25 protein-coding genes and 2 pseudogenes are annotated in these 25,539 nt (G+C 44.0%); 12 read left to right on the top strand and 15 right to left on the bottom strand.

Annotated features, from left to right (window positions below; genetic code table 11):
* Window positions 1-211 precede the first annotated feature (211 nt).
* From cobN to H6G40_RS04615, 5 genes are all read left to right on the top strand, one after another.
* A complete protein-coding gene (gene cobN, locus H6G40_RS04635; RefSeq protein ID WP_190537333.1) occupies window positions 212-3,829 on the top strand; it encodes a cobaltochelatase subunit CobN in 3,618 nt (1,205 codons plus the stop codon).
* Between the two features lie 273 nt (window positions 3,830-4,102).
* Window positions 4,103-5,392, top strand: a complete 1,290-nt coding sequence (locus tag H6G40_RS04630) for an AAA family ATPase (RefSeq protein WP_024969407.1) — start codon at window positions 4,103-4,105, stop codon at window positions 5,390-5,392.
* A 4-nt stretch (window positions 5,393-5,396) separates the two neighbouring features.
* A complete protein-coding gene (locus H6G40_RS04625) occupies window positions 5,397-6,068 on the top strand; it encodes a DUF4276 family protein (RefSeq protein ID WP_081330792.1) in 672 nt (223 codons plus the stop codon).
* Window positions 6,069-6,351: 283 nt separating this feature from the next.
* Complete coding sequence (locus tag H6G40_RS04620) at window positions 6,352-7,404, top strand: phosphotransferase enzyme family protein (RefSeq protein WP_190537331.1); 1,053 nt, start codon at window positions 6,352-6,354, stop codon at window positions 7,402-7,404.
* A 206-nt stretch (window positions 7,405-7,610) separates the two neighbouring features.
* Window positions 7,611-7,991: a DUF7682 family zinc-binding protein gene (locus tag H6G40_RS04615; RefSeq protein ID WP_002747647.1), complete on the top strand. Its 381-nt coding sequence runs from the start codon at window positions 7,611-7,613 to the stop codon at window positions 7,989-7,991.
* A gap of 9 nt (window positions 7,992-8,000) precedes the next feature.
* Here H6G40_RS04615 and H6G40_RS04610 read toward each other — a convergent pair whose 3' ends face one another.
* The 3 genes from H6G40_RS04610 to H6G40_RS04600 are packed head-to-tail and all read right to left on the bottom strand — an operon-like array spanning window position 8,001 to window position 9,499.
* Entirely contained in the window at window positions 8,001-8,492 is a 492-nt protein-coding gene (locus H6G40_RS04610; protein WP_036387316.1) for a DUF29 domain-containing protein, read from the bottom strand.
* 13 nt (window positions 8,493-8,505) lie between these two features.
* Complete coding sequence (locus H6G40_RS04605) at window positions 8,506-8,997, bottom strand: DUF29 domain-containing protein (RefSeq protein WP_190537330.1); 492 nt, start codon at window positions 8,995-8,997, stop codon at window positions 8,506-8,508.
* Between the two features lie 10 nt (window positions 8,998-9,007).
* A complete protein-coding gene (locus H6G40_RS04600) occupies window positions 9,008-9,499 on the bottom strand; it encodes a DUF29 domain-containing protein (RefSeq protein ID WP_190537329.1) in 492 nt (163 codons plus the stop codon).
* Window positions 9,500-9,688: 189 nt separating this feature from the next.
* On the opposite strand from H6G40_RS04600, the gene H6G40_RS04595 reads away from it, so the two are divergent.
* Window positions 9,689-10,588 carry an ROK family protein gene (locus H6G40_RS04595; protein WP_004162188.1) on the top strand — a complete coding sequence of 300 codons (900 nt, stop codon included), beginning with the start codon at window positions 9,689-9,691 and terminating at the stop codon, window positions 10,586-10,588.
* On the opposite strand, the pseudogene H6G40_RS23125 reads toward H6G40_RS04595, so the two are convergent.
* Together H6G40_RS23125 and H6G40_RS23120 are read right to left on the bottom strand one after the other, a co-directional pair.
* Window positions 10,548-10,757: pseudogene (locus H6G40_RS23125) on the bottom strand (helix-turn-helix domain-containing protein); the annotation flags it as partial. The gene H6G40_RS04595 and the pseudogene H6G40_RS23125 overlap by 41 nt on opposite strands.
* 257 nt (window positions 10,758-11,014) lie before the next feature.
* A complete protein-coding gene (locus H6G40_RS23120) occupies window positions 11,015-11,092 on the bottom strand; it encodes a type II toxin-antitoxin system RelE/ParE family toxin (protein ID WP_230458611.1) in 78 nt (25 codons plus the stop codon).
* Between the two features lie 273 nt (window positions 11,093-11,365).
* Here H6G40_RS23120 and H6G40_RS04580 point away from each other — a divergent pair, with 273 nt between their 5' ends.
* Together H6G40_RS04580 and H6G40_RS04575 are read left to right on the top strand one after the other, a co-directional pair.
* Window positions 11,366-11,599: a hypothetical protein gene (locus tag H6G40_RS04580; RefSeq protein WP_141705403.1), complete on the top strand. Its 234-nt coding sequence runs from the start codon at window positions 11,366-11,368 to the stop codon at window positions 11,597-11,599.
* Window positions 11,596-12,396, top strand: a complete 801-nt coding sequence (locus H6G40_RS04575; RefSeq protein ID WP_069473883.1) for a PEP-CTERM sorting domain-containing protein — start codon at window positions 11,596-11,598, stop codon at window positions 12,394-12,396. Before H6G40_RS04580 ends, H6G40_RS04575 begins: the two co-directional genes overlap by 4 nt.
* A gap of 516 nt (window positions 12,397-12,912) precedes the next feature.
* Here the strand turns inward: H6G40_RS04575 and H6G40_RS04570 are convergent.
* The 3 genes from H6G40_RS04570 to ndhN all read right to left on the bottom strand — a co-directional run bounded on the left by H6G40_RS04570 (window position 12,913) and on the right by ndhN (window position 16,369).
* The gene (locus H6G40_RS04570; RefSeq protein ID WP_002735114.1) at window positions 12,913-13,995 is read right to left on the bottom strand and encodes an ATP-dependent 6-phosphofructokinase; all 1,083 of its coding nucleotides are present in this window, start codon (window positions 13,993-13,995) and stop codon (window positions 12,913-12,915) included.
* Window positions 13,996-14,247: 252 nt separating this feature from the next.
* The gene (gene gltX, locus H6G40_RS04565) at window positions 14,248-15,690 is read right to left on the bottom strand and encodes a glutamate--tRNA ligase (protein ID WP_190537327.1); all 1,443 of its coding nucleotides are present in this window, start codon (window positions 15,688-15,690) and stop codon (window positions 14,248-14,250) included.
* Between the two features lie 202 nt (window positions 15,691-15,892).
* Complete coding sequence (gene ndhN / locus H6G40_RS04560) at window positions 15,893-16,369, bottom strand: NAD(P)H-quinone oxidoreductase subunit N (protein WP_002735370.1); 477 nt, start codon at window positions 16,367-16,369, stop codon at window positions 15,893-15,895.
* A gap of 293 nt (window positions 16,370-16,662) precedes the next feature.
* Between ndhN and H6G40_RS04550 the strand changes: the two genes are divergently transcribed.
* Window positions 16,663-17,532 carry an ABC transporter permease gene (locus tag H6G40_RS04550; protein ID WP_190537325.1) on the top strand — a complete coding sequence of 290 codons (870 nt, stop codon included), beginning with the start codon at window positions 16,663-16,665 and terminating at the stop codon, window positions 17,530-17,532.
* 49 nt (window positions 17,533-17,581) lie between these two features.
* Here the strand turns inward: H6G40_RS04550 and phoU are convergent, their stop codons facing one another.
* From phoU to H6G40_RS04535, 3 genes are all read right to left on the bottom strand, one after another.
* The gene (gene phoU, locus H6G40_RS04545; protein ID WP_002737378.1) at window positions 17,582-18,250 is read right to left on the bottom strand and encodes a phosphate signaling complex protein PhoU; all 669 of its coding nucleotides are present in this window, start codon (window positions 18,248-18,250) and stop codon (window positions 17,582-17,584) included.
* Window positions 18,251-18,370: 120 nt separating this feature from the next.
* A complete protein-coding gene (locus tag H6G40_RS04540) occupies window positions 18,371-19,672 on the bottom strand; it encodes a sensor histidine kinase (protein ID WP_002737703.1) in 1,302 nt (433 codons plus the stop codon).
* 47 nt (window positions 19,673-19,719) lie between these two features.
* Complete coding sequence (locus H6G40_RS04535) at window positions 19,720-20,475, bottom strand: response regulator transcription factor (protein WP_123230947.1); 756 nt, start codon at window positions 20,473-20,475, stop codon at window positions 19,720-19,722.
* Between the two features lie 69 nt (window positions 20,476-20,544).
* Here H6G40_RS04535 and H6G40_RS04530 point away from each other — a divergent pair, with 69 nt between their 5' ends.
* Together H6G40_RS04530 and H6G40_RS04525 are read left to right on the top strand one after the other, a co-directional pair.
* Complete coding sequence (locus H6G40_RS04530; protein WP_069473886.1) at window positions 20,545-21,312, top strand: creatininase family protein; 768 nt, start codon at window positions 20,545-20,547, stop codon at window positions 21,310-21,312.
* A gap of 177 nt (window positions 21,313-21,489) precedes the next feature.
* Window positions 21,490-22,254, top strand: coding sequence for a hypothetical protein (locus H6G40_RS04525; RefSeq protein WP_069473887.1), 765 nt, complete (start codon window positions 21,490-21,492; stop codon window positions 22,252-22,254).
* Between the two features lie 29 nt (window positions 22,255-22,283).
* On the opposite strand, the gene glcD is transcribed toward H6G40_RS04525, so the two are convergent.
* Both glcD and H6G40_RS04515 read right to left on the bottom strand, forming a co-directional pair.
* On the bottom strand, window positions 22,284-23,750 hold the full coding sequence (glcD, locus tag H6G40_RS04520; protein ID WP_002736423.1) for a glycolate oxidase subunit GlcD: 1,467 nt from the start codon (window positions 23,748-23,750) through the stop codon (window positions 22,284-22,286).
* 147 nt (window positions 23,751-23,897) lie between these two features.
* Complete coding sequence (locus H6G40_RS04515) at window positions 23,898-24,449, bottom strand: 2'-5' RNA ligase family protein (protein WP_069473888.1); 552 nt, start codon at window positions 24,447-24,449, stop codon at window positions 23,898-23,900.
* A 160-nt stretch (window positions 24,450-24,609) separates the two neighbouring features.
* On the opposite strand from H6G40_RS04515, the gene H6G40_RS04510 reads away from it, so the two are divergent.
* Entirely contained in the window at window positions 24,610-24,876 is a 267-nt protein-coding gene (locus H6G40_RS04510) for a YciI family protein (protein WP_002736524.1), read from the top strand.
* A 104-nt stretch (window positions 24,877-24,980) separates the two neighbouring features.
* Here H6G40_RS04510 and H6G40_RS23110 read toward each other — a convergent pair.
* Window positions 24,981-25,280 (bottom strand): annotated as a pseudogene (locus tag H6G40_RS23110) (RNA-guided endonuclease InsQ/TnpB family protein); the annotation flags it as partial.
* 12 nt (window positions 25,281-25,292) lie between these two features.
* The coding region (locus tag H6G40_RS04505; RefSeq protein WP_190537171.1) for an IS30 family transposase at window positions 25,293-25,539 on the bottom strand (247 nt) is incomplete at its 5' end.

Raw genomic sequence — 25,539 nt, 5'->3', positions numbered from 1 at the left:
TTCCCACTTCCCAAACCCCAGTTATCAGTAAGGGGACTGGGGTTTGGGTTTTAGTGAAGATTTTTCTTAATCCCTATTCCCTATTCCCTATTCCCTGTTCTTTAAATTGCCGCAGACAGATATAATCATCTCTATCTACCTAAGAATGATCCCTCGATCGAGACCCTGATTCTCAAAACCTAATCATTATTTAACCTGACTCTCAAAACTTATGCACCGAATTGCTCCCCAAGCGGGTGGTTGGACAGCAGATACCGAAGGGGTGATTATTATTGACCAAAATCCGGCCCCGATTGTTCTCCTCACCATGGCTGATACCGATATTCAAACTCTAGCGGCAGCTATCGACCATCTACCGGATAATTTTCCCGCAATTCGCGCCCTGAATTTATCACAGTTACAGCAGCAATACAGTATTGATAACTATGGGGACAAGGTACTATCCCAAGCAAGGGTGATTATTCTTCGCTTATTGGGGGGACGGGGGAGTTGGTCCTACGGGTTGGAAGTAGTTAAGGAAATTGTCGAGGAAACCGGTGCGACTTTATTTGTCCTCCCGGGAGAGGATAAACCGGATTTAGAGTTGATGAGTCATTCCACTGCTTCCCTGACTACTGTTAACCAGTTATGGTGCTATTTCACGGAAGCAGGGATAGATAACTGGATTAATGCTGCTAAATTTATCGCGCATACCTGTCTCCATCTCGACTATCTTCCCTCTCCTCCTGGGGTTGTCCCTAGGTTGGGAATCTATTCCCAGATAACCCTATCCCAACCCCAAGCACGGACTTGGATACTTTTCTATCGTTCCCATTATCTCGCGGGTAACACCAAAGCTATCGATGCTTTAATCAGTGCTTTCACCCAAAGAAACATTGAAACTGTCCCTATCTTTCTCTCCTCTCTCCGGGAAATCGAAGTGCAAGAGGAACTATTAACCCTCTTTTCCCACCATCCCCCAGACCTAATTCTCGACACCACTAGCTTCTCTATCCAGCGACCGGAAGACAAACAAAATCATCACTTCTGGCAGTCCCTCAATAAACCCATCTTCCAAGTAATCCTCAGCAGCAGCAGTTTAGAAGCTTATCAACAGGGTTATCAAGGTCTTTCCCCCCGGGATGTGGCTATGAATATCGCTTTACCGGAAATGGATGGCAAAATTATCACCCGCGCTATTTCCTTTAAATCTGTCCTCACCCGACATCCCAAACTAGAAACGGAAATAGTTATCTATCAACCCCTCCCCCACCGGGTTGATTTTGTCGCTGATTTAACCGCAAACTATTGTCAACTCTCCTCCCTTCCCAACTCCCAGAAAAAAATTGCTCTCATTTTCCCCAACTATCCCAATAAGGATGGTCGTATCGCTAACGGAGTTGGTTTAGATACTCCCGCTAGTGGTTTGGAAATTCTTCGCGCACTACAAACCCAAGGTTATACCCTCACCGACCTCCCCGACCATAGTGATGAATTAATGCGATTGCTGATTTCCGGTATCACTAATGACCTGGAGACAAGGGAATTAAAACCTATCTATCAATCTCTCTCCCTAGAAGCATATCTAGATTATTTCTCCTCCCTTCCCCCCGATAATCAAAGCGCTCTGCTTGACCGTTGGGGATATCCAGACAAGGATTTTCCTATCCCCGGCATCCAGTTAGGTAATGTCTTTATCGGTATTCAACCTTCTCGCGGTTATGACCTTGACCCGACTCTTAATTATCATTCCCCCGACCTGGAACCTACCCACAGCTATCTCGCTTTTTACCATTGGTTACGACAGGAATTCCAAGTCACTGCTGTGATTAATCTCGGTAAACACGGCAATTTAGAATGGCTACCGGGGAAAAGTCTCGCTCTTTCTCCCCATTGTTATCCCGAAATCGCTTTCTCGTCGCTGCCGAATTTTTATCCTTTTATTGTCAATGACCCCGGAGAAGGTTCCAACGCTAAAAGACGTTCCCAAGCTGTTATCATCGACCATCTCACTCCCCCAATGACGCGAGCGGAATTGTATGGGGATTGGGAAAAGTTAGAGTCCCTCATCGATGAATATTATCAAGCAGAATCTCTTGATCCTTCTCGTTTAGCTCTGATTCGCGAGCGGATTAACGATCTGGTGGCGAAAACTAATCTCGATCGAGAGCTAGGCACGATTAGCGCCTCCTTTGGTCAATTTCTCACCCTCGTGGATGGTTATCTCTGTGAACTCAAGGAAGCACAAATCCGCGACGGTTTACATATCTTCGGTCAATGTCCCCAGGGTCAGCAGTTAATTGATTTAATCCAATCGATCGCCCGTTCTCCTAGTCCCGACCGCCCCGGTTTAACCCGTTCGATCGCCCTTGACCTCCATCTCGACTGCGACCCCCTGACGGAATATAACGATACCACTACTTATCTGGAAAGTCTCGCTCAGGATTTAATTAGCCAGAAAATTGAACCTGTAGGCGAAAATACGGCAAAAGAATTGGTTTGGCTAGAAAATCAGTTAATTCCTGCTTTAAAACAAACCCCAGATGAACTTACCTATCTCTTAAAAGGTCTCGCTGGCCAATACGTCCCCAGTGGTGCTTCCGGCGCTCCCACCCGCGGCCGTCCCGATGTTCTCCCCACCGGCAGAAATTTCTATTCCGTCGATACCCGCGCAATCCCCACAGAAACCGCGTGGGAAGTGGGAAGAAAGGCTGCAGAGGCACTAATTGAACGTTATACCCAAGAAAATGGCGAATATCCCCGCACTTTGGCGATTTCTATCTGGGGAACTTCGACGATGAGAAATAGTGGCGAAGATGTGGCCGAAGCCATGGCTTTACTGGGAATTCGTCCCCTTTGGGATGGTTTTTTCCGTCGGGTGGTCGGGTTTGAAATCCTTACCCCGTCTAGCTTAGGCCGTCCTCGTATTGATGTGACCGTTCGGGTATCGGGCTTTTTTAGGGACAGTTTCCCCAGCATACTACATCTTCTTAATTCTGGCATAAATGCGGTAGCTTGTCAAGAGGAAGAGGAAAAAATTAATCCTTTAGCGGCGAAAGTGAAGACAGAGAGGGAGTTTTGGCTAAATCAGGGCTTAGGAGAAAAAGAGGCGAAACTGAGAGCTACTGCCAGAATCTTTGGCTGCAAACCGGGTGCTTATGGGGCCGGTTTACAGGGGTTAATCGAGTCACAAAACTGGCAAAATGATCAAGACTTAGCTAATGCTTATATTAACTGGAGTTGTTATGCCTATGATAGCCAAGGAACTGCCCATTCTTTACCGGAAGTATTGAGAAATAGACTGCAAGAATTAGAGATAGTGCTGCACAATCAGGACAATCGAGAACACGATATTTTCGACTCCGATGACTACTATCAATTTCAAGGCGGCTTAACTGCCAGTGTCCGGGCATTAACCGGCAAAAATCCCGTCACCTATTTTGGTGATCATTCCCGTCCGGAAAATCCCCGCATCAGAACCCTAGAGGAAGAAATTCGCCTGGTTTACCGTTCGCGAGTGGTTAATCCCAAATGGATAGCGGGAGTGATGCGACACGGCTATAAAGGCGCTTTCGAGATGGCTGCGACCGTAGATTATATTTTTGCCTACTCTGCCACTACTCATCTGGTGGAGGATTTTATCTATCAGGGAGTAGCCGAAGCTTATTTATTTGACGAGAAGGTACAACAATTTATTCAGGAGAAAAACCCCTGGGCATTGCGAGATATGGCCGAAAGATTATTAGAAGCTCAACAACGGGGATTATGGACTCAGGTGGACCAGAAAACTTTAGATCAATTGAGGGCAATTGTCCATGAGGCCGAAGGAGCGATCGAATCGGGTCAGTAATTAGACCTCTGGCAAAAATCAAAAATCTGACCTTAGGTGAGGAGTCAGTAGCCAGTAGTCAGTAGTCAGGAGAATTAAGAATGAGCATTAATCAATTAAATGCTCTATCTAAGGATTTTATGCAATTTTATGCCTATTTTTCTCATTTTTGAACTCTCAAAAATTAATTAGGCAAGAACTCTATTAATAACTGGTCTAGAATCAATCTATACTATATATTCTCCGGGGAGAAATTGCTCAAATTACTTTAGTAATGAGAAACGGGACTAAATAATGGCCGGAATTGAGGGATTGAGGATTAAAAATTATCGAGCGCTCAAGGATATAACCCTGGGCAAGTTATGGAATACTCAAAATCGAGATTCTCTGACACCGATGACGGCCGTTATCGGCAAAAATGGTGTGGGAAAAAGCACACTTTTTGATGCGTTCGGTTTTTTATCTGATTGTCTTAAAGGAGGAGTAGAAGAAGCTTGTGATGCGCGAGGTCGGGGCGGGTTTGAGCGTCTTCGTTCCCAGGGTCAGGAAGGAAGCATTGAATTTCAGATTTACTATAAAGAAGATTACAATTCCCGACCAATTACCTATGAGTTAGCTATTGATCTAGATACGGATAATAGACCTTATGTAAAAAAAGAAAGACTCAGACAGAGAAGAAAAGGTCAAAAGACCGGATGGCCTTTTTCATTTTTACTCCTCGATGAAGGGAAAGGAATCGTCTGGAAAGGAGAAGAAGAAGGGAAACAAGTAGAAGAAGGTCAAGACCATTTTGATTTATTTAAGTTAATAGAAAAAATTCAACGAGAAGCTGATGAGGAAAGCAAGGAAACCGAGTTAGTGGAACTGAATGATAAGCGCAAACTAGGAATTGCTACGTTAGGTTCTCTCAAACAGCATCCGAGAATTTCCCTATTTCGAAGATTTATTGAGGGATGGTATCTCAGCTATTTTACTCCCGATGCCGCCAGAAGTTTGCCCCTAGCCGGACCCCAGAAACATTTGAATATCCATGGAGATAATCTCGGTAATGTGGTGCAGTTTATGGAAAGAGAGCATTCCAAGAAATTTCAGAATATACTTAATAGTATTTCTCGTAAGATACCGGGTATAGAAAAAATTAGCACCGAAAAAAGTCCCGATAATCGACTACTATTAAAATTTAATGATCGGGGATTCCAAGACCCATTTTATGTACAGCAAATGTCCGATGGTACTTTAAAAGTATTGGCCTATCTCTTACTGTTAGAAGACCCTTCCCCACCGCCATTTATCTGTATTGAGGAGCCAGAAAACGGCTTATACCATAAACTATTAGAAACCTTGGCTCAAGAATTTAGAAAACACGCCACAGGACAGAGAGGAAGTTCTCAAATTTTTATCACCACTCATCAACCTTATTTTGTTGATGCTCTCCAGCCGGAAGAAGTTTGGATTCTGGAAAAGGGTGATGATGGTTTTTCTCGGATTAAACGGGCCAGTGACAATCCTTTAATTAAGAATCTCGTCTCAGAAGGATTGCCCCTTGGTAGTCTTTGGTATAGTGATTACTTAGATGAGAGATAAGGTCATGCACTTTGAAATTTTGGTCGAGGATTTGTCGGGAAAAAAAGCACTTGATATTCTAATTCCTAGGATTATTGACATGAATGCAGGTCATACATTTAGGGTTCATTCCTATAAAGGCAGTGGTCATCTTCCCAGAGACTTACAGTCTGTTTCCGATCCTAGTAAACGGATTCTTCTTGAGCGACTACCTAAACTGATTCAAGGATATGATAAAACTTTTTCTAGTTACTCTGATAATTATGCTGCTGTACTGATTGTGGTTTGCGATCTGGATAATCGATGTTTTCGGAAATTTCGACAGGAATTAAGCAATTGTCTGGAAAAATCTGCTATCCAATCCCAAATTTACTTCTGTATTGCTATTGAAGAAGGAGAAGCTTGGTATTTAGGTGATATTAATGCCATAAAAATTGCTTATCCCCAGGCCAAAAGTGCTATCTTGGATTCCTATATTAATGATAGTATCTGTGGTACTTGGGAAAAACTGGCAGATGCTATATACAGAGGTGGAGCGAAACAATTATCTAAGTTAGGTGGAGCTTCTGTGGGTCAAGAGAAAACAGTCTGGGCAGAAAATATTTCTCCTCAGATGAATGTGGACATTAATCGATCGCCCAGCTTTGGCTATTTTCGAGATAAACTACGTCATCTCAGTCAGGAAGAATCAAGATGAGCAATATTTTTTCAGGCTAAACTTTTAGGCATTTAAAATAATCGTCGAGAGCGGGCAGTAGGGGATATTAAGTATCTGGGTAAAATTATTTACCCATAGCGATCCTTGTCTAGCAAGGCTTTCAGCCCTCTGTGGCTGGTAATTAATTTTGCCTGACTACTTAAAGACTGATTAACAGAGGAATGTAGCGAAATATACGGAGCGATCGAACCGATTTGTAATATATGTGGCCTATAAAATAGGATGATGCGAGCGTTGTCCACACTTGCATCGGGAGGGAACCGTGACGACTTTTCTGGCTTCGCTCAATTTACTGCCTTCTAGTTCTCCCGCTGCCAATTTTCGCACTGGAGAATGGACTTTTCCCACACTCTACTCCACTCTGGCTCCCGCTGCCCTAGCAGATTTGGTTTTTTCTCGTTACGAGATTGATATGCCGAAAAATTGTCAATTTTGGCATCGGGGTTTAAGTGATGTGTATCTCCTCGAAACCCTGACAACTCCCTACATTTTGCGCGTATCTCACTGCCATTGGCGCAGCAAAATGGAAATCGACTTCGAGTTAGAATTATTAGATTATCTCGATCGCTCTCAGGTTCCCGTCGCCGCGCCAATTCGCAGCAAAAACGGTGATTTATCCCTAGAAATTAATGCTCCGGAAGGGAAACGTTACGCCGTCCTCTTTCCCTATGCTCCTGGGGGAATTGCTATTGGGGATATGGATATAGAACAAGCCTATCATTTAGGGGCGATCGTAGCTAATTTACATCGGGTGACGGCAGATTTTCAACCCCTAGCCTATCGTCATCCCCTCAACCTCAAATATCTTCTCGAGGATTCCCTGCAAATTATCGCACCTTTTCTGCACCAACGACCGAGGGACCTAGACTGTGTTTTAGAAACCATTGGGGAAATAGAGGAAGAAACCGCCAAATTACCGACAGAATCTCCCTATTGGAGTATTTGTTGGGGCGATCCTCATAGTGGTAATGTGCATATCACCCCTGATAATCAGATGACCCTATTTGATTTCGATCAGTGCGGTTATGGTTGGCGAGTTTTTGATATCGCTAAATTTTTGCAAGTTTCCCTACAATCCGGCTTAAATCGCCAGATTCGCCACAGTTTTATCCAAGGTTACGAGCAAACAGTGCCTTTAACCCATGGTGAATTATCTTGTCTTCAGTATCTCACCCAAGCGGCCTATATTTGGTCTTGGTCAATTAGCTTAAATAACCTGCGTTTAACCGATTATAGTCGTCTCTGTGCTAATTATTTTAGTAGCCGTTTAGCTATTCTCAAACGTTTAAGAACCCAAGAATGGGAATTATTCTAAGCAGCCTTAATCCTGTTGGTGACAGCAGTCCCTAACTAACCAAGATCAACTTTCTGGCTGGTCAATGGCCAAACGAGGTATCGATCCCTGTATGCTGGTAAGTATAGATAATCACTGGGTAAAGACTTTCTTCTCCATCTGCCAAAAGTGAAGCAAGCTTTACCGCTCTTGAATAGTCTCTCACAGCCTTACAGACAGATGGTATTATGTCCAGAAGAAAGAAGAAGTTTCCCTGTGGTCACAAGGGTTATGGCCAAGTCTGCCATCATTGCGCTCAACTAGATGCCGCTTGGGAAGAAAGAAAACGTCAAAAAAATGCTTGGGAAGCCACTTTTTCCCAGGATCCGATCGATCTGCGGGAATTACCGAAAAATGTGGTACTTAAAGCTAGGGAAATCCTGCAAGGATTGCAAAATCACCGCAATTATCGAGATTTCCACGGTAAACGATTGCGACACGATCGCTTTATTATCAGTATCCCCGTTACCCGCAATTATCGCCTCATCTGTCGCGACCACGGCAATCTTCTCGTCCCAGAGGCGGTGATCTCTCACGAGGACTATAATGTCTGTAAACCGGGTAGGTGAAGCTAATCTTTAGTTCACCTCGGAAGATTTATCCCTGTTTATATCTCCCCAATCCGGCAACCAATTTTCATCGAGAATCTCCTCTAGATTAGCTAACACTTCCCCAGGGAAAATACTGGCATCTAATTTGGTTTCGTCAATAAGCAGATTGCGAGCATCGAGATAACATTTTGCTAAAATTTCCCTTAAATAGGACTTTAAACTGGGACTATCTGCTAAAAGATCAGCAATTTGTAGGCGAAAATTCCTGATTTCTTTTTTCCATCCCGCTTGGTTGTAATCTCGTTGGGATTGCCAGTAGGTTAACTTCAGTAAATGTTCTAGAAGTCGAGTTAAGAGACTCTTAAGCGCTCGTCGATTATTTTTTCCCAAATCTGCTAACTCCTCTAATAAATTCGGCCAATCTACCGCTTGAAAATCCCCCCGACGCAATTGGTTGATAGTGGACTCTAACCAAAGTTGATAATCGCTATCGTAAAGATTTGGGATGGTAATATTCATGATTTTTTACTCCTTAATTGCACTTTTCAGAATCCTTGCTGATAGCTGCCCAATCCGGCAGCCAATTTTCATCGAGAATCTCCTCTAGATTAGCTAAAACTTCCCCAGGGAAAATACTGGCATCTAATTGGGTTATATCAATAATTATCTCCCGAGCATCGCTGTAACATTCCTCAAGTATCTCGCATAAATAGGGTTTGAGACTGGGACTATCTCTCAGTAATTTCTTGATTTGTTTCCGAAAGGTTCTAATTTCCCCTTTCCATCCTGCTTGATTATAATCTCGTTGGGATTGCCAGTAAGTTAACTTCAGTAAATGTTCTAAAAGTCGAGTTAATAAACTTTCTAATGCTCGTCGTTCACTTTTCCCCAAATCTGCCAACTCCTCTAATAAATTCTGCCAATCTACCCCTTGAAAATCGCCTTGACGCAATTGGTTGATAGTGTTTTCTAACCAAAGTTGATAATCCCTATCGTAGAGATTTGAAATGGTCATATTCATCATTTTTTACTCCTTAATTGCACTGTTCAGAATCCTTGCTGATAGCTTCCCAATCCGGCAGCCAATTTTGATCGAGAATCTCCTCTAGATTAGCTAACACTTCCAGAGGGAAAATACTAGCATCTAATTCGGTTTCGTCAATAAGCAGATTGCGAGCATCGAGATAACATTCCTGCAAAATTTCTCTTAAATAGAGCTTTAAACTGGGACTCTCTTTAAGAATTTTTTTGATCTGAATCCGAAAATTGCGAATTTCTTTTTTCCATCCAGCTTGATTATAATCCCGTTGGGATTGCCAGTAAGTTAACTTCAGTAAATGTTCTAAAAGTCGAGTTAATAAACTTTCTAATGTTCGTCGTTCACTTTTCCCCAAATCTGCCAACTCCTCTAATAAATTTTGCCAATCTACCCCTTGAAAATCGCCTTGACGCAATTGGTTGATAGTGTTTTCTAACCAAAGTTGATAATCGCTATCGTAGAGAGTGGGGATGGTAATATTCATCATTTTTAAAATGGGTAAAAATCAGGAAATAAGGTGCAGGTATCTAAACTATAGAAGAAATTTGGGGCTAATCAATGAGCTAGTTTTGCCAGTTTAGCCTAATTATCCTCTCGATCACATCTAACTGCGAAAAAAACCGCCAAAAAGAGTGATAATAAACCTACCTATTCCCAGAGTAACAAGGAAAGCCCGATGGTGAAAACAGTCATAGGTGTCGATTTAGGTGGAACCGCTATTAAAATTGGTAAATTTGACCAGGAGGGCAATTGTCTCGAATCTCTCAGCTTGCCCACTCCCCAACCCGCTACACCCAAAGAAGTCGCCCATACCATACATCAAGGCATTTGTCAAGTAAATTTAGATAAAAGTTGTCAAGCCATCGGTGTGGGAGCGCCGGGTCCGACGGATGCTCAGGGAAGAATTGCCAAAATAGCGATTAATTTGGCAGGATGGCGGGATATTCCCCTGGCCGATTGGTTAGAAGAAAGCACGGGAATGCCGACAATTTTAGCCAATGATGCCAATTGTGCCGGTTTGGGAGAAGCTTGGTTAGGAGCGGGCAAACGCTTTCAAAACTTGATCCTGTTAACTTTGGGAACGGGAGTAGGAGGGGCAATTATCCTCGATGGTAACTTATTTGTGGGCAGTAAGGGAACGGCCGCAGAATTAGGCTTAATAACCCTCAATTTTGACGGTCCATTGTGCAATAGCGGTAATCAGGGTTCCTTGGAACAGTACGCCTCCCTGCAAGCTATTCGCCGGATGACTGGCAAAGAACCGAAGCAATTGGCAGAATTGGCCGAAAAAGGCGATCAAGGGGCTTTACAATTTTGGCAGGGTTACGGTTGTTTACTGGGGGCTGGTATCGCCAGTTTACTCTATGTTCTCACCCCAGAGGCGGTAATTATCGGCGGCGGTATTAGTGCCAGTGCTAAGTTTTTCTTTCCCTCTCTCCTCACAGAAATCGAAAGACGGGTTTTACCTAGTTCCAGAGAAGGATTAGAGGTGTTAACGGCTGAGTTAGGTAATCGCGCCGGGATGGTGGGAGCTGCTAAATTAGCTTGGCAATTAATCGACCTTCCCAGAAAGTAGAAATACCGACAGATTCCACATTCTCTTCTAGGTTGAAAACTGTTGCTTTATCCCAATTTAACTTACGCGCTAATTCTTCCTGGGTCAGTCCAGCTTCTTCTCTTGCCTGCGCTAATATAACTCCCAGCTTGAAACTGAGATAACCAGACTCGAAGCCTTGGGAAAATTGACGGCTCTTCTAGGTTCTGTGTGATAAGTTGAACTTACTATATGATCGATCGATCTTTGTGTCCTTTGTGTCTTTGTGGTTCGTTCCACCCCCTCGCTCTTGAGAAATGTATCTTAGAATACATTTTACCCACCAAAGCTGGGAGAGCCAATTGACTGTCAGTTTGTTTTCTTCTGTTAATATATTGTTCCACATCACTCATCGTCGAATCTCCTGTTTAAGTAGTCTCGTTTTCGTTGCTCTGCCAAATAAATCTCTTAGGATGGTGTTTTTTGAGTCTTTTTGGCAAATCCGTTCGTTAAAATCATTAAATCATTTTCTCCAAAAAAGCCCAGCAGACGGAATATATTATTGCCAACCTAAACTCTCACTTCCCAAATATCATCAGTATTTACTAATTTTTTAAGGTATTGACTCGGTACAGAATCTAACTCCTGAATTAAGCGTAAAACCCAACTTTTTGAGCTTGTTTTCCAGACAGAGAATTTAAAAAATCTTCAACGGGGCTGGCTCCTGACTGGGTACAATAGAAAACAATCTCTTTCATATAATAATCAGTTTAAGGAAACATTTCAATATTTTAGCGATCGCATTTCCTTCGGAGTGTAGTGATTCCATATCGCCCGGCATTGGTGGTGTATTATTTTACATCGTCATCCAATAATCCTGAAAATCCCAAAATCGCTGAAAATCCTGATGCTGACAAGGAAGTAGCGCAGATACTAGCGTCAGCCATGAGGGAGAGAAATGTAAAGATTTATAAAATTGTAGCTTTTAATACAATGGGGGGGGGAGAAGTGTGTATATTTACCGACGTTTATCTTAAAACCACTAAAAAATGAAATTTGTCTCATTGTTATCCATCTCTGCGCTCACAAGCAGTATCCTCATCGCGACCCCCCAAGCGAAAGCAGCAGTAGTTTTCCTTGACTTGAATACCTTTACCCCTGGGGGACCAGGCACAGGAACATTCGCGGGAACCCTAGGGGGAGTGAACGTTACAGGTTCTATACTCGCTGGTGGCTCCTCTAACTTTCAGATTCTAGGCATTAACCCGACAGATTGGGCAGGAACAACAATCGATAATACTACTCCCCAATACAGCTACAGCAACATCTATACTCCATCCCAAAATTTAGGTGATCGGGTAGGTTATGGTATGTTCGCAGGAGCAAGCAGCCAGAGTGCGACTTTAACGATTCAGTTTAGCTCGCCCGTGACCAATCCCACCTTCCACGTTGCCAATCTTGACGGGATGATCTATGATTTCTCCGATCCCAGCAATGGTTCAATCGCACTCAGTTTATTGAGCGGTAACGGTGGTGGTGGCGATGGCTTAACAGTCGATACCACGAACAAAATCATCGCCGATGCGAATCCGTTTACTGGCGTTGGTCTTTCTCCCTTCACTCCCCCTCCGACTACTGGTACTCGTTCCGCTTACGGTTCTGTGGAGTTATTGGGGACTTTTTCCACCTTGAACATCAAGCTACAGGGAAATCCTAGTCTAACAGTTGCTGGGGATGGTGGAAGCTTTATGATCTCAACTACAGTTCCCGAACCCTCTACAGTCCTCAGCTTATTAACCCTCGGCACTCTCGGCGCAGCTTCAACCCTCAAACGCAAACTCAAACCATAAAAGTAGGCTAAATTGCTGACAAAAATACCATAAATGCCCCTTCATTCAGTCAGTTGAGAGGGTTTTATGTTGGTTCTTCGTTACTTGGTATGGTTCGATAGGGGGGCATAAATCGACTAAATCCTTATCTGGTAAGAGACTTAATTGATTAGTTCGCTCTAGATCAAAAACAATTGACAAAAATCGCTAAATGCCTTTCTATATAAGGGTTACATCCCTTATAACCCCCGTCCATTGCATAACAAAAACCGAAGAGCCTTTATGTTTTGCCTGTGCTTCTACTTATTAAATTTTATTAATTAATTGCTCAAAAGTAGTTTCTTGTGGTAGAAAAAGATTTTTTGTACCGATAGGGTAAAATTTAATAGATATTGTAATTTTATACCATAACGTAAGTTAATTACAGCAGTTATCTTAATGGTGAGATAACTTCTTTATTTGAGGGGTAATTTTAATCGGTGGGGAAAGGGCGATACTTAAGGGTTAATTCTCGCACCGATTCCCCTAGATTTAATCTCAATCCCCTAGACAAATACCCAAACCCCTGGCGGTTTTGACTAAAGTTTCTTCGAGATCGACGATGCGATAGGTTTTAATCGCCTCCTCAATGGGAACACTGACCACTTGCCGATTTTGCCAGGCCACCATGCGATCGAATTCCCTCCTGGCGATCAGATCCACGGCCGCCACGCCAAAAGCCGCCCCCAGTAAGCGATCCATTGGAGAAGGAATACCCCCCCGTTGAATGTGGCCCAGGAAAGTCACTCTCGTTTCGGCCCCGGTTTCCCTAGCAACTTCTTCGGCTAAATAGCGACCGATACCCCCGAGACGATCTTCTCCTAGGGCTTCCTTTTGCACTAGGCGATTGCCGGTTTCGGTACGCACAGCCTCGGAGACAATAATCAGAGAAAACTGTTTATCCATACGCTGCCGTTGCCGGATCTTCTCGCAGACCTTCTCTAATCGGTAGGGAATTTCGGGAATGAGAATGATATCGGCCCCCCCCGCAATACCGGCAGCCAGGGCGATATGGCCGGCATCTCTACCCATAACTTCTAGAATCATCACCCGGTTATGACTAGCGGCGGTAAAATGGAGGCGATCGAGGGCTTCTGTGGCGATATTAGTAGCTGTATCGAAGCCGATGGAGACTTCTGTAGCTCCCACATCATTATCGATGGTTTTTGGGATACCAATCAGATTAATGCCTCCCTGTTGGGCAATACGGCGCAAAATCGCCAGACTACCATCGCCACCGATGCCGATCAGGGCATCCAGTCCCAGACTATGATAGCCGTCGATGATGTCCTGAGAGCGATCGATCAGGGTTCCATCCGGCATCGGGAAAGCGAAGGGATCCCCCTTATTGGTAGTACCGAGAATTGTTCCCCCCATCACCAACAGGCGATCGACTCCTTCAATATCAAAGATCGTGGTTTTGGGGGGACGGCTAACTAATCCGTTAGTTGCTTCTCGAATACCCACCACTTCCCAGCCGTAATTGCCACTGGCATGGTGGACAACGGCACGAATGGCGGCATTTAAACCCGCACAGTCGCCACCACTGGTGAGAATTCCAATTCGTTTTTTTTCACCCATAGGTTTTTGTCAGGAGATTAACAAATCTATATTTAGGGAAAAGTTGCGGATAATGCCTAAAAATTAAGAAAGTTTCTAGATCGTCCCTGACAGCTAGGGGAAAAATCCGCCCCCGTCCCCTCAGTAATTGATCACGAGCAGGGTATGCAGGGCGACACGGATTCCCATTATACTAAAAAGTATATAGCAATATTAGGGCATTTGTCAACCCTAATATGCAAGAAATTTTCTGATAACTGATAGCCAATCAATTTAACTATTTACTGCTTGCTGAAGACGGGATAGATCCCAACCTTTTTGATTGAGAAGTAGCCAAGACTGCATTAAATCCGGACCGTGTAACTCCCCCATCAAAGCAGCGCGTAGAGACTTCATCACTAGACCTTTTTTAACCCGATGGGTTTTAGTGGTTGTCTCCACAATTCCCTTGGCAACTTCTCCAGTCAAATCGGGAGTAATAGCGGCGAGAATATCCTTGATAATATCCTTAACTCCCTCTAATTGTAATTGACTCAAAGCCTCCTGATTATAATTCGCCACAGGGGTTAAAAGTAAGCGACTTTCAGCGACAGCATCGCTTAAACGAGTTAAACTCGGACCGATGAGAGTAGCCAAACCGATCAACCAAGCTCGATCGGTTTCAGCATCAAAATTATACCCTGCTTCTTGCCAGTAAGGGAGAAGTAAAGGCACTAATTCCTCACCGGTTAAACGATGAAGATATTGACTATTAATCCAATCCAATTTCGTCCAGTCAAATTTTGCCCCCGCTTTATTTACCCGTTCTAAACTAAACACTTCAGCGGCCGCTTCAAGGGTAAAAATTTCTTCAGTGGAATCGGGAGGAGTCCAACCCAGTAGAGTCATGTAATTAACCAAAGCTTGCGGCAAAAAACCCAGTTTTCGGAAATCATCGATCGAAGTGACTCCATCCCGTTTAGATAACTTGCGACCCTCCTGATTTAAGATCAAAGGACTGTGGGCAAACTCCGGCACTTTTGCCCCTAAAGCTTCGTATAAAAGAATTTGTTTAGCCGTATTAGCGATGTGATCTTCCCCACGAATAACATGGGTAATTTCCATATCGATATCATCAACAACTACCGCTAAATTATAGAGAGGCTGACCGAAGTTTTCTTCCGCATTTTCTGGGGTACGAGCGATCACCATATCGCCACCTAAATCACTACCTTTCCAGATAACTTTTTCTCGGATTAAATCCTGCCAAATAATTTCTTGATCGTCATCAATAATAAAACGAATTACTGCTTTTCTCCCCCCTTGCTCGAATTGAGCTTGTTGTTCGGGGGTGAGATAACGATGACGATTATCGTAACGGGGGGCAAGATTGCGGGCTTTTTGTTCTTCCCGCATTTTTTCCAATTCTTCCGGGGTACAATAACAACGATAGGCTAAACCTCGATCGAGCAGGGTTTGAATAGCTTGACGATAATAATTAAGGCGTTGAGTTTGAAAAAAAGGACCTTCATCCCAATTCAGTCCTAACCATTGTAGGCCCGCTTGAATATTTTCCGTATATTCTGGTCGAGAACGTTCTAAATCTGTATCTTCCACGCGCAAGATAAATTTCCCCCGGTGATGATGGGCAAAAAGCCAGTTAAACACGGCTGTGCGTGCTGTTCCAATGTGTAAATTTCCCGTGGGACTGGGGGCAATACGAACTCTCACTGTCACGATCTAACTCCTAGGTTTTTTGCGGCAACGATATCCCATATTATGGCAAATTCCCCTAGGCCAACTCGCAAAATTAAGAAAATTAAATGAATAGCTACCAAAGGGTGAGAAAGGAACAACAAACTCTCAAGAATTGAAGTTTCCCTCTCCGGGGAGAGGGTTTGAGGATGAGATATTTAAATAACCGTGTTATTTCGGTAATTTAGGCAGCGACTAAAGATTTGCTCAAAGGTTGCCAACGGAAATATCTTTCCCCACCCAATTCGAGGACAAATTTTAACCGGGGTTCCTGTTGACTAAGATTAATTAAGTATTGTTTTTCTTCCGAGGACAAAACAAAACTTTCAATAATCCAAATCACTAAACCTTTAGATTTGGGAGGTAAATTTTCCAATTGATAGGTAGCAATGGGAGGAATAAAATAAACCGGTCCCACGGCTGCTTCCCGACCAATATTTTTTTTACCTAAATGGGGGGGACGGACTCCATGAATGCCGGTAAGATAGGCACTTAAATCCCCTAGACCTCTAGCGGTGATATGCAGGACATTGTAACCAGTGGCCCGTAAACGTCTTTGATAGCGTCCCTCGTAACCCCCTTCTAAGGGTGCGTAAACGCCTAAAGCACCGTATTGTTCCAGATCGCGAATAAATGGTTTTCCTGTGGTCAGTAATGCCATAGCTAGTAAAAAAAATCTTTTTCCCTATAATCGCACGTTTTGTTAAGTTGTGCGTCAGGTGAACAGAAAAAGACTTAGGATCAAAGATAGAGAGGGACAATCGCTACTCTCTCCCGAGGAGGCAATATGTTTCACGATCTCCTTTATCCCAACGGACTGCTTTATGTCCTGATTAAACTAACTGTTTTAGCTTTAGCAGTCTTGCTCTGGTTTATGGTCGTTTCGGCCCCGGCTGTTTGAAAAAACACTGCTCTTGTACAATTAGCGTTCTATGCAATGGCTAAATTTTGTCGATGACTCCTGTTAAATTGCCGATCGATCCTTTTCTGAAACCCAACCTAACCACTAAACTCCTAGGGGTTGGGTTGGTATTGACAATTATTTTTATCCTGATTGCCCTGTTTTCGCCCCTTCTGCAAGCGTTCGGACTGATTCAGGATCCAACCGACATTTTAAGCAATTATCCCCTACAAGCCCCCAGTTCTGCCCATTGGTTCGGGACGAATGTGCGCGGTTATGATGTCTTTTCCCGCACCCTATTTGGGGCGCGAGCGGCCTTGTCCGTGGTATTTTTGGCCACAGGATTATCTTTAGTCATCGGGGTTCCTTTGGGGTTAATTAGCGGTTATTTGGGAGGTAAAATCGATCGCGTTCTCCTCTTTCTCATGGATACCCTCTACACCTTGCCGGGGTTATTATTATCGGTGGCTCTCGCCTTCGTTTTGGGTCGTGGTATCGTCAATGTAGCGATCGCTGTTAGTATTGCCTATATTCCCCAATATTTTCGCGTGGTCAGAAATCAAACCGCCAGCGTTAAAAATGAGTTATTTATCGAAGCGGCACGAGCGATCGGCGCTAGTCCAGGCCGGATACTATCAAAATATCTTTTCTTTAATGTCGTCCAGAGTGTCCCGGTTCTTTTTACCCTCAACGCGGCGGATGCGATCCTTGTTTTAGGCGGTTTAGGCTTTTTAGGCTTAGGATTACCAGAAGAAGTGCCGGAATGGGGTCATGATCTCAAGGAAGCTTTGGCGGATTTATCTACAGGTATCTGGTGGACGACTTTATTCCCCGGATTAGCAATGACCACGATGGTGGTGGGTTTATCCCTCTTGGGAGAGGGGTTAAGTGAAATTTTAAACCCCCTGAGTCGTAAACGCTAAAAGCAAGGGCCAGAGTTCCAGAGAAATCATCTCAGGAGCCTCCACACCCTCAGCCTCTCTGTCCGGTAACGATGTAAGATACCCTTTGGGCGATATTGGTGGCGTGATCGGCCATGCGTTCCAGATGACGGATTAGTAAAGCCATCAGCAAGATTGGTTCCACCACACCCTTGATATCTCTTTGATGGGCGAGAGTGTGATAGAGATAATCATAGGCTCGATCGACCGTATTATCTAGTTCTTTGACCTTGGGACCGGCTTCTTGATCGAGGTCGGCCAGGGCAACAAGGCTCGTGGCTAACATATACTGAGCATGGTGGGACATAGCCTCGATCTCACCCATACAATCGTGGGGAGTGTAGGCGAATAACTTGAGTGCTATTTCCGCCAAATCCTTGGCATAATCGCCGATACGTTCCAAATCGCGCACTAATTGCATAAAAGCACTTAAAAGCCGCAAATCTTGGGCTACGGGAGCCTGTAGAGTCATGAGAGTGGCACAATCTAACTCGATTTGACGATAGTAGCGATCGATTTCCTTGTCAAGGGGGGGGATTTTTTTCGCCATTTCTAAATCCCTAGCAAAAAGGGATTGATGACTAAGACGAAAGGATTCTTCGACCAAGGTTCCCATTCTCAGCACATCCTGTTCCAATCGCTGGAGAGAACGAGCGAAATAGGTGCGATCGCGATGATTGGTTTCTTTGGATAGGCTCACGGTCGGATTCGCTTAACATAAAACTACTCTTTCTCTACAGTGATAACAAGAAAATTTTCGATTTTGTACAGTTGTCCAGAGAACTTGACAGATTTTTTTTCTCCCCACACCCCACACCCATCACCCCACCTCCTTTTTTTGACGGGGGAGAGTGACTTGTAGGCGAGCGCCGCCGGTGTTAGGATCATTTTGAGCGACGATCGAACCGCCATGGGCTTGAATAATCTCTTTGGCAATCGATAAACCTAAACCGGTACTATAATCCTTTGTGCCTTGTTTTTGACGGGTGCGGGAAGGATCACCGCGAAAGAGGCGATCAAAAACGTAGGGTAGATCAGCTTCGTTAAATCCTTTACCGTTGTCGATAACGTCAATTTTCAGCCATTTTTCCCCGATAGTATCGGATATTTCCCGAATTTCTAGGCGTATTTTCCCCTGATCGGGACTATACTTAATGGCATTATCAAAGAGATTCAGGAAAACTTGCAACAGACGAGAACGATCAACTTCTACCGTCCAATCCACCGGAGAGGAATAATCTAAGCTAATCTGTTTTTGGGCGGCTATTGGGGTGACAGTCTGCCAAGCAGCGCTGATTAATTCCTCTAGATTAATCATCTGGTATTGTAAAGATCGCCCCGCATCCGCTTGTAATTCACTGATTTCTAGCCAATCGCAGACTAATTGACTCAAACGCTCCACTTCTTTCCCCATTTGTTCTAACCAGCGTCTTTCGGGAGCTTGGAGGCGTTTTTGTAAAGCTTCGGTAAGGAGAGAAATGGAGGTTAAGGGAGTGCGTAACTCGTGAGTTAAGTCAGAGAAAGCTCGCTCGCGATTTTGCGATAATTCGACTAAAGGCTGTCTATTTTCGATAAATACAGCGATTTCACCTTCTGGCAAGGGATAACCGTAACCCTTCAAGGCAATCGATTTAGGAGCAATCACTTGGCGATCGCTAATGGGGTTGACAGGATAATTAGTCGGGTAAAAAGTCCAAGTTTGCACCTGTGGACTCTGTTTTTGGCGAGTTTCTTGAATTAATTGATCTAATTCGTAGGAGCGCACCAATTCCAGCAGCAGACGCACTTGATCTGGCTGCCAGCGATCGAGTTTTAAGAGGGTAATTGCCTGTTGATTACACCAGAGCAGTTGATTATCGGCATCTATATGAAGATAGGCGATCGGCGCTAGTTCTAGCAAGGATTTCTGAATTTCTAAGCTCTTTTCTCGCTCTTGCAGACTTTGGGAGAGAAACTGTAATTCTCGACGCACCAGGGAGGTAACGGGAAAAGAGGCCGACAAATCCACCGAATCCGAGAGAGCGCTTAGGGTTCGCTTTAACTCTCTATTTAAGCGTGAGACTTGCCAATAACAAATACTCAAACCTAAAACTACTCCGAAAATAAAAGCGAAAATAGTCATTGTCTGCGCGAGCGGCGATCGCTAAACTTGAAAATATAATCGCTCACCTAGCCAAAACGATAACCGAAACCGCGTACAGTAATCAGGTATTCTGGTTGACTGGGATCGATTTCCAGTTTTTCGCGTAACCAGCGAATGTGAACATCGACGGTTTTGGTATCTCCTAAAAAATCTGGCCCCCAAATTTGTTCAATTAACTGCTCTCTTGACCAAACTCGGCGCGGATAACTCATAAATAGGTCGAGGAGACGGAATTCTTTAGGAGAAAGGTTGATTTCTTCATCTCGCACCGTCACCCGACATTCCTGGGGATAAAGAAGAACATCGCGGAATTTTCGCACGGGAGCGGCAGCTAGGGAAGTAAATCCTTGACGACGAATCAGAGCGCGACAACGAGCGACTAATTCGCGCATACTAAAGGGTTTAGTCAGATAATCATCGGCACCCACTTCTAAACCCAAAACTCGATCGGTTTCGCTGGCCTTAGCACTTAAGATTAAAATCGGGATAATATTGCCGTGATAGCGCAACAGACGGCAGATATCAAGACCGTTGATTTGGGGTAGCATTAAATCCAAAACGACCAAATCAAACCGAGATTCACCGTGATTACTAGATTCTTGACTTTGCAGTAATTCTAGAGCAGCGCGACCATCACTAACACCGAGCGCCTCGTAACCTTCTTCTTCCAAAGCCAAAATAATCATATCCCGAATCACTTCTTCGTCTTCAACGATTAAAATCCGATGATTGGGAACGAAATCCGTACTCGCCGACAAGGGGGGGGTGTCAAGGGTTAACATAAAAATACTTGATTATTCGTCCTAATTTTATCTCAATTGGTCAACCTGCACTCGGGGGGGTAGAGCCGAATGTTATTACAGTTATCCACCTGGTTAGAGGTGGAATCCTATCTAGAACAATCTCAGGGAATTATTATTCCTATTGGTTCCACGGAACAACACGGGCCGACGGGACTTATTGGTACAGATGCTCTCTGTGCGGAGGCGATCGCTAAAGGAGTAGGGACACAGGTACGAGCAATGGTAGCACCCACCTTAAATGTCGGTATGGCCCTACATCACACGGCTTTCCCCGGTACAATTAGTCTTCGTCCTAGCACTTTGATTCAAGTCATCCTCGACTATGTGACTTGTTTAGCTAGAGCTGGTTTTCGTCAATTTTTCTTTATTAATGGTCACGGGGGCAATATTGCCACCCTAAAAGCCGCTTTTTCGGAAACCTATTATCATTTGGATACCCTCAATTTGCCTAACACAAACGAGGTTAAATGTCAAGTGGCCAATTGGTTTATGGTGCGAGAAGTTTATCTTTTAGCCAAAGAATTGTATGGAGATCAGGAAGGTTCCCACGCTACACCGAGCGAAGTGGCATTAACTCAGTATCTTTACCCTGAGAGCCTTAAAAATGCCTTTTTATCCGAAAAAGTGGCTTCTGGTCATGGTATTTACGGTGCGGCTAATTTTCGCCAAAATTACCCCGATGGTCGTATGGGTTCCAATCCTGCTTTAGCGACTCCCGAACACGGTCAGAGATTCTATGAATTAGCGGTGAAAGAATTGAGTAATACTTATCTAGAATGGCTCTCTTGTCCTGTGTCTGAGTTGATTAGTAACTAAGCCACCGAGACCCAGAATAATTTAACTGTAACCCTAAGTTAGTGGTTTCAATTAAATTGAAGATAGATTTTGTCTTTGATCCCCCCTTAATCCCCCCTTAATAAGGGGGATATCTGAACAATTTTTAACCCCCACCCACTTAGAAAGAAAAGATAAATATCCAAAAGGAGAAAATTGATGATTGCCACTACTGAGAATAACTCCAATCAACCTCTGGCTAGTTTGCGGGAAATACAAGAACTTGCCATCGCAATTACCGCCAAAAGCCTCAATCCCGCCATGCTAACGATTGATTTCCTCAAATATTCGGGAATAGTTCCCCCCGACTGGGAATTAAATGCCCAGCCGGTACTCAATCCTAATTACGCTCAAGTTAATTTTCAAAATGGTATCAGCATCGTCGCCCAACCCCGGACAATTACCTTTGTGGAGATAATTAACTCTCCCGATAGCCTGAAACTGAAACTGCCAGAAATTGTTGGTTTATATCTAGATAAACTCCCTTTAGCCGAATATCAAGCCCTGAGTATCGCCCCGAAAAGTATTGTTCCTCTCCCCAGTAGCCCCGATGCCGCTAAAAAATATATCACCGAAACTCTTTTGGCCCCCGGTCCCTGGCACAATTTCGGTACGGCCCCCCTACAAGCCGGCATCAATCTATTTTATCAGTTAGAAACCTCTCAGTTATCTGTGGGGATTAACGAGGTAAAATTACAATTACCCGATGGCAAAATTTTAGGGGCGCTATTATTTGCCGGCAACTTTAACTATAATCTGGCCGAGGGTAGCGATCGATTAAATCTGCTCAAACAATATCTGGGACAATGGCAAAAAGACCTAGAGATTTTCCGAGAATTAGTCACTCAACGCTTTCTAGAAAGACAAGTCCCAGTTTTCCCCTCTAATATCAATCTGCCCCTAGGACCCCAAGGTGGACTGTAATCAGTAATCAGTCAATACTTACCGATAACCTAAAACACATCCACCCCCGCAAACCCTTGTATTTTCGCATTAGCCGCTTCCCCACAGCTGCGCGGGGTGGGGAATAATTTCCCCGGGTTAGCTAAACCTTTGGGATTAAAACAGTCCCGCACATAGCCCATAGTTTCTAAGTCAATCTCGTTAAACATGGCGGGCATATAACAATTTTTATCGATGCCGATACCGTGTTCCCCCGATAAACTGCCCCCAACCCGCACACAAAGTTTGAGAATTTCACCGCCTAATTCCTCCACTTCTGCCCAGGCCCCTTCTACCTTGTTATTGTAGAGAATCAACGGGTGTAAATTGCCATCCCCAGCGTGGAAAACATTGGCGATTTTATAACCGTATTTTTCACTTAAAGCCTTAATTTCCTGAAGAACAGACACCAATTGAGTGCGCGGAATCACCCCATCTTGGACAAAATAATTAGGGCTAATTTTCCCCGCCGCCGCAAAAGCCGCTTTTCTGCCCTTCCAGAGTTTCAAGCGGGTTTCGGCATCATTAGCCGTGGTGATATTTCTCGCCCCATTTTGACGGCAAATCTCGGCAACCCGATGTTTATTACTGGCGACTTCTACTCCTAAACCATCCAATTCCACTAATAAAACCGACTCGGCATCCCGGGGATAACAGCCGGTAGCCACCACGTCTTCCACGGCGTTGATACTGAGATTATCCATAATCTCCATCCCCGCCGGAATCATTCCCGATTTAATAATATCCGCCACCGCTTGGCCCGCCGCCTCGATACTGGTAAAATCGGCCAGTAAAACACAGATAGATTCCGGAGTTTTCAGAATCCTTAGGGTGATTTCCGTGGCGATGCCTAAAGTTCCCTCGGAACCCACAAATAAACCGGTTAAGTCGTAGCCCGGTTGTTCTGGTACCGCACCCCCCACATCGATAATTGAACCATCGGGAAGGACGATTTTTAAGCCCATAACGTGATTGGTAGTGACACCGTATTTTAAACAGTGAACCCCGCCGGAATTTTCCGCCACATTACCGCCGATCGAGCAGATAATTTGACTAGAGGGATCCGGTGCATAATAAAATCCCGCCCCGCTTACTGCTTGCGTCACCCAATTATTAATCACCCCGGGCTGCACCACCACCCTTTGATTATCTAAATCAACCCTGAGAATCTGATTCATCCGCGCCGTAACGATGAGAATCCCCTCTTCTAAGGGTAACGCCCCTCCCGATAAGCCCGTTCCTGCACCCCTTGCTACCCAGGCAATCTCGTTATCGTGACAGAGTTTCACCACCGCCGCAATTTCTGCGGTACTGCGAGGCAACACCACAAGAGCGGGTCTTTGTCTGTATCCTGTGATACCATCGCACTCGTAGGTTAATAATTCATCTTTGCGACGGATGACTCCATCTTTGCCAAGGATCGCTTCTAGCTGTTTGATCAGATTGGGGGAGATTTTCGGGGGATTTTTGAGTAACATAGGTTTCAGGGCGGCGGAGTCGCAGTAAAATGGCTCTATAGGTTAAAATATCGCAAAAAAGCCAGAAATTAAGCTTTAAAAACTGCTCTCTCCTATTTTACCACTAGAACCCCTTCCTCTGTAGATAGAAACCTGCAAGGGTCTGGATTATAGAGAAAATTGCCGATAAATTTCCCAGCGCTTACCGTTATGAATTAGGAGGGTAATTTGATCGATCATCACCTCAAAAAATAGCTCTTGATTAGCATATTTTGACCAAGCTTTCCAGAAATTATCTTTAGTTAAATCTCGGAAGCCAACGGTTAAATGGGGCGAAAAAGCTCGGCTTTTTGAGGCATTATCAATGATATTCAAGGAAGATTCTAGCTGCTGTAAAAGCCGTTTTTGCAGGGTTAATAATTCTGGGGTTTTCTGGACATTAATATAAATGACTCGCGGTTTAAAGGCGGCAAAATTCTGGAGAATCAGGGGAATAGGAGCGTGCAAGCGGGCAAATTCCTCTAAACATCTTTCTAAATCGGGTAATTGTTCTAAATTCCACCGGAAAGGTGGTTGGAGAGTGACGTGGGGAGGCGATTTCAGGGCAGCGCGACTATTGTAAATTTCTGCAAACTCTAACTTGATTTTTGTGGCAATTTCCTGTACTTCTGGCGGCGGCAAAAGTGCGATAAAAAATAGAGATCCCTGGGGTTGATTCATGGAAGCAAGCAAAGCTACAGAAATAAAGCTGTCACCTCGATTCTAGCAGTCTTCCACAACTCTAGCTAATTGTATATCTCTGTTATATTGCACCCTCGACGGCCAAGATTAATCGGTATAATTATATGATTGTTAATCAGTCCTAGCCTCCTGAGAATTTATGCCCTGGTTTGTCAAGATAGAAAAAGGCATTGTTGATAAAACTACCTTCGATCGCTATGTCAGCGCCCATAAGGACTATGTGCGTGATTTAATTAGCCAAGGACGAGCGGCAAAAACTGGTTATTGGGCAGAAAGGGGCGGCGGAATGTTATTATTTAAGGCCGATTCTCTTGAGGAAGCCCAAGCAATTATAGTTCGCGATCCTTTAATCGAGAATGGTTGTGTGGAATACGAACTCCATGAATGGCGAATTGTCGTAGAGTAATCTAGCTTTTCAGGGAACAGTAATCAGTAATCAGTAATCAGTAATCAGTGAAAAGACGGCAATGTTAAGCTGTTGATTATCTAAATATTACTCCCTAATAGTTACTAATTCTGTACGCAAATATTGCATCTAGAATTAGCTTTGTACGCTTTGACCCGTACTGGGTTAACTACGAACCTCTCTATCGGATTCCCGCTAAAGGCGGCCTCTCCGACTACCTTTCTTCCAATATTTAAGGAACCATTAATATCTGCTCCATAGAAATAACCCGACGAGCTTCTGAATAGTCCTCTTTTAATTCTCTTGCCTAAATAGCTTTTTTGCTTTTGAATAGACTCTAAGTCCAAGAAACTACATTTAGAGGTATAGCTTTCATTAGTTGTTTGGACCTCTATTCCTACTAAATTTGGGCCAATTCAAGTCTGAATTGCATCACTGTCTGATCTACCTTTATAGAATACCTCATTCGGGGTACGATAGTCAAGACATTTTCGAGGACGATTGTTAATCAAGTTTACGGCTCTTTCCACCTCCTCTGGCTTAACGATTTTAAAATTCGTTCCCTTGGGGAAAAATTGTCTTAACAGTCCATTGGTATGCTCGTTTAATCCCCTCTCCCACGAATGATAAGGAGTAGCAAAATAAAAATCTGCTCCTAGTTTC

The organism is Microcystis viridis FACHB-1342 (genome assembly GCF_014698335.1).
Lineage (GTDB): Bacteria > Cyanobacteriota > Cyanobacteriia > Cyanobacteriales > Microcystaceae > Microcystis > Microcystis ichthyoblabe_A.
Note: the sequence above shows the minus strand (reverse complement) of the source record. Positions and strands in the feature narration are given on the sequence as shown.

Excerpts from the sequence above, each read along its gene's own strand:
- cobN (WP_190537333.1), top strand. The coding sequence starts at position 212 with ATGCACCGAATTGCTCCCCAAGCGGGTGGTTGGACAGCAGATACCGAA.
- H6G40_RS04630 (WP_024969407.1), top strand. The coding sequence starts at position 4,103 with ATGGCCGGAATTGAGGGATTGAGGATTAAAAATTATCGAGCGCTCAAG.
- H6G40_RS04625 (WP_081330792.1), top strand. The coding sequence starts at position 5,397 with ATGCACTTTGAAATTTTGGTCGAGGATTTGTCGGGAAAAAAAGCACTT.
- H6G40_RS04615 (WP_002747647.1), top strand. The coding sequence starts at position 7,611 with ATGTCCAGAAGAAAGAAGAAGTTTCCCTGTGGTCACAAGGGTTATGGC.
- H6G40_RS04610 (WP_036387316.1), bottom strand. The coding sequence starts at position 8,492 with ATGAATATTACCATCCCAAATCTTTACGATAGCGATTATCAACTTTGG.
- H6G40_RS04605 (WP_190537330.1), bottom strand. The coding sequence starts at position 8,997 with ATGATGAATATGACCATTTCAAATCTCTACGATAGGGATTATCAACTT.
- H6G40_RS04600 (WP_190537329.1), bottom strand. The coding sequence starts at position 9,499 with ATGATGAATATTACCATCCCCACTCTCTACGATAGCGATTATCAACTT.
- H6G40_RS04595 (WP_004162188.1), top strand. The coding sequence starts at position 9,689 with ATGGTGAAAACAGTCATAGGTGTCGATTTAGGTGGAACCGCTATTAAA.
- H6G40_RS04575 (WP_069473883.1), top strand. The coding sequence starts at position 11,596 with ATGAAATTTGTCTCATTGTTATCCATCTCTGCGCTCACAAGCAGTATC.
- H6G40_RS04570 (WP_002735114.1), bottom strand. The coding sequence starts at position 13,995 with ATGGGTGAAAAAAAACGAATTGGAATTCTCACCAGTGGTGGCGACTGT.
- ndhN (WP_002735370.1), bottom strand. The coding sequence starts at position 16,369 with ATGGCATTACTGACCACAGGAAAACCATTTATTCGCGATCTGGAACAA.
- H6G40_RS04550 (WP_190537325.1), top strand. The coding sequence starts at position 16,663 with ATGACTCCTGTTAAATTGCCGATCGATCCTTTTCTGAAACCCAACCTA.
- H6G40_RS04540 (WP_002737703.1), bottom strand. The coding sequence starts at position 19,672 with ATGACTATTTTCGCTTTTATTTTCGGAGTAGTTTTAGGTTTGAGTATT.
- H6G40_RS04535 (WP_123230947.1), bottom strand. The coding sequence starts at position 20,475 with ATGTTAACCCTTGACACCCCCCCCTTGTCGGCGAGTACGGATTTCGTT.
- H6G40_RS04530 (WP_069473886.1), top strand. The coding sequence starts at position 20,545 with ATGTTATTACAGTTATCCACCTGGTTAGAGGTGGAATCCTATCTAGAA.
- H6G40_RS04525 (WP_069473887.1), top strand. The coding sequence starts at position 21,490 with ATGATTGCCACTACTGAGAATAACTCCAATCAACCTCTGGCTAGTTTG.
- glcD (WP_002736423.1), bottom strand. The coding sequence starts at position 23,750 with ATGTTACTCAAAAATCCCCCGAAAATCTCCCCCAATCTGATCAAACAG.
- H6G40_RS04515 (WP_069473888.1), bottom strand. The coding sequence starts at position 24,449 with ATGAATCAACCCCAGGGATCTCTATTTTTTATCGCACTTTTGCCGCCG.
- H6G40_RS04510 (WP_002736524.1), top strand. The coding sequence starts at position 24,610 with ATGCCCTGGTTTGTCAAGATAGAAAAAGGCATTGTTGATAAAACTACC.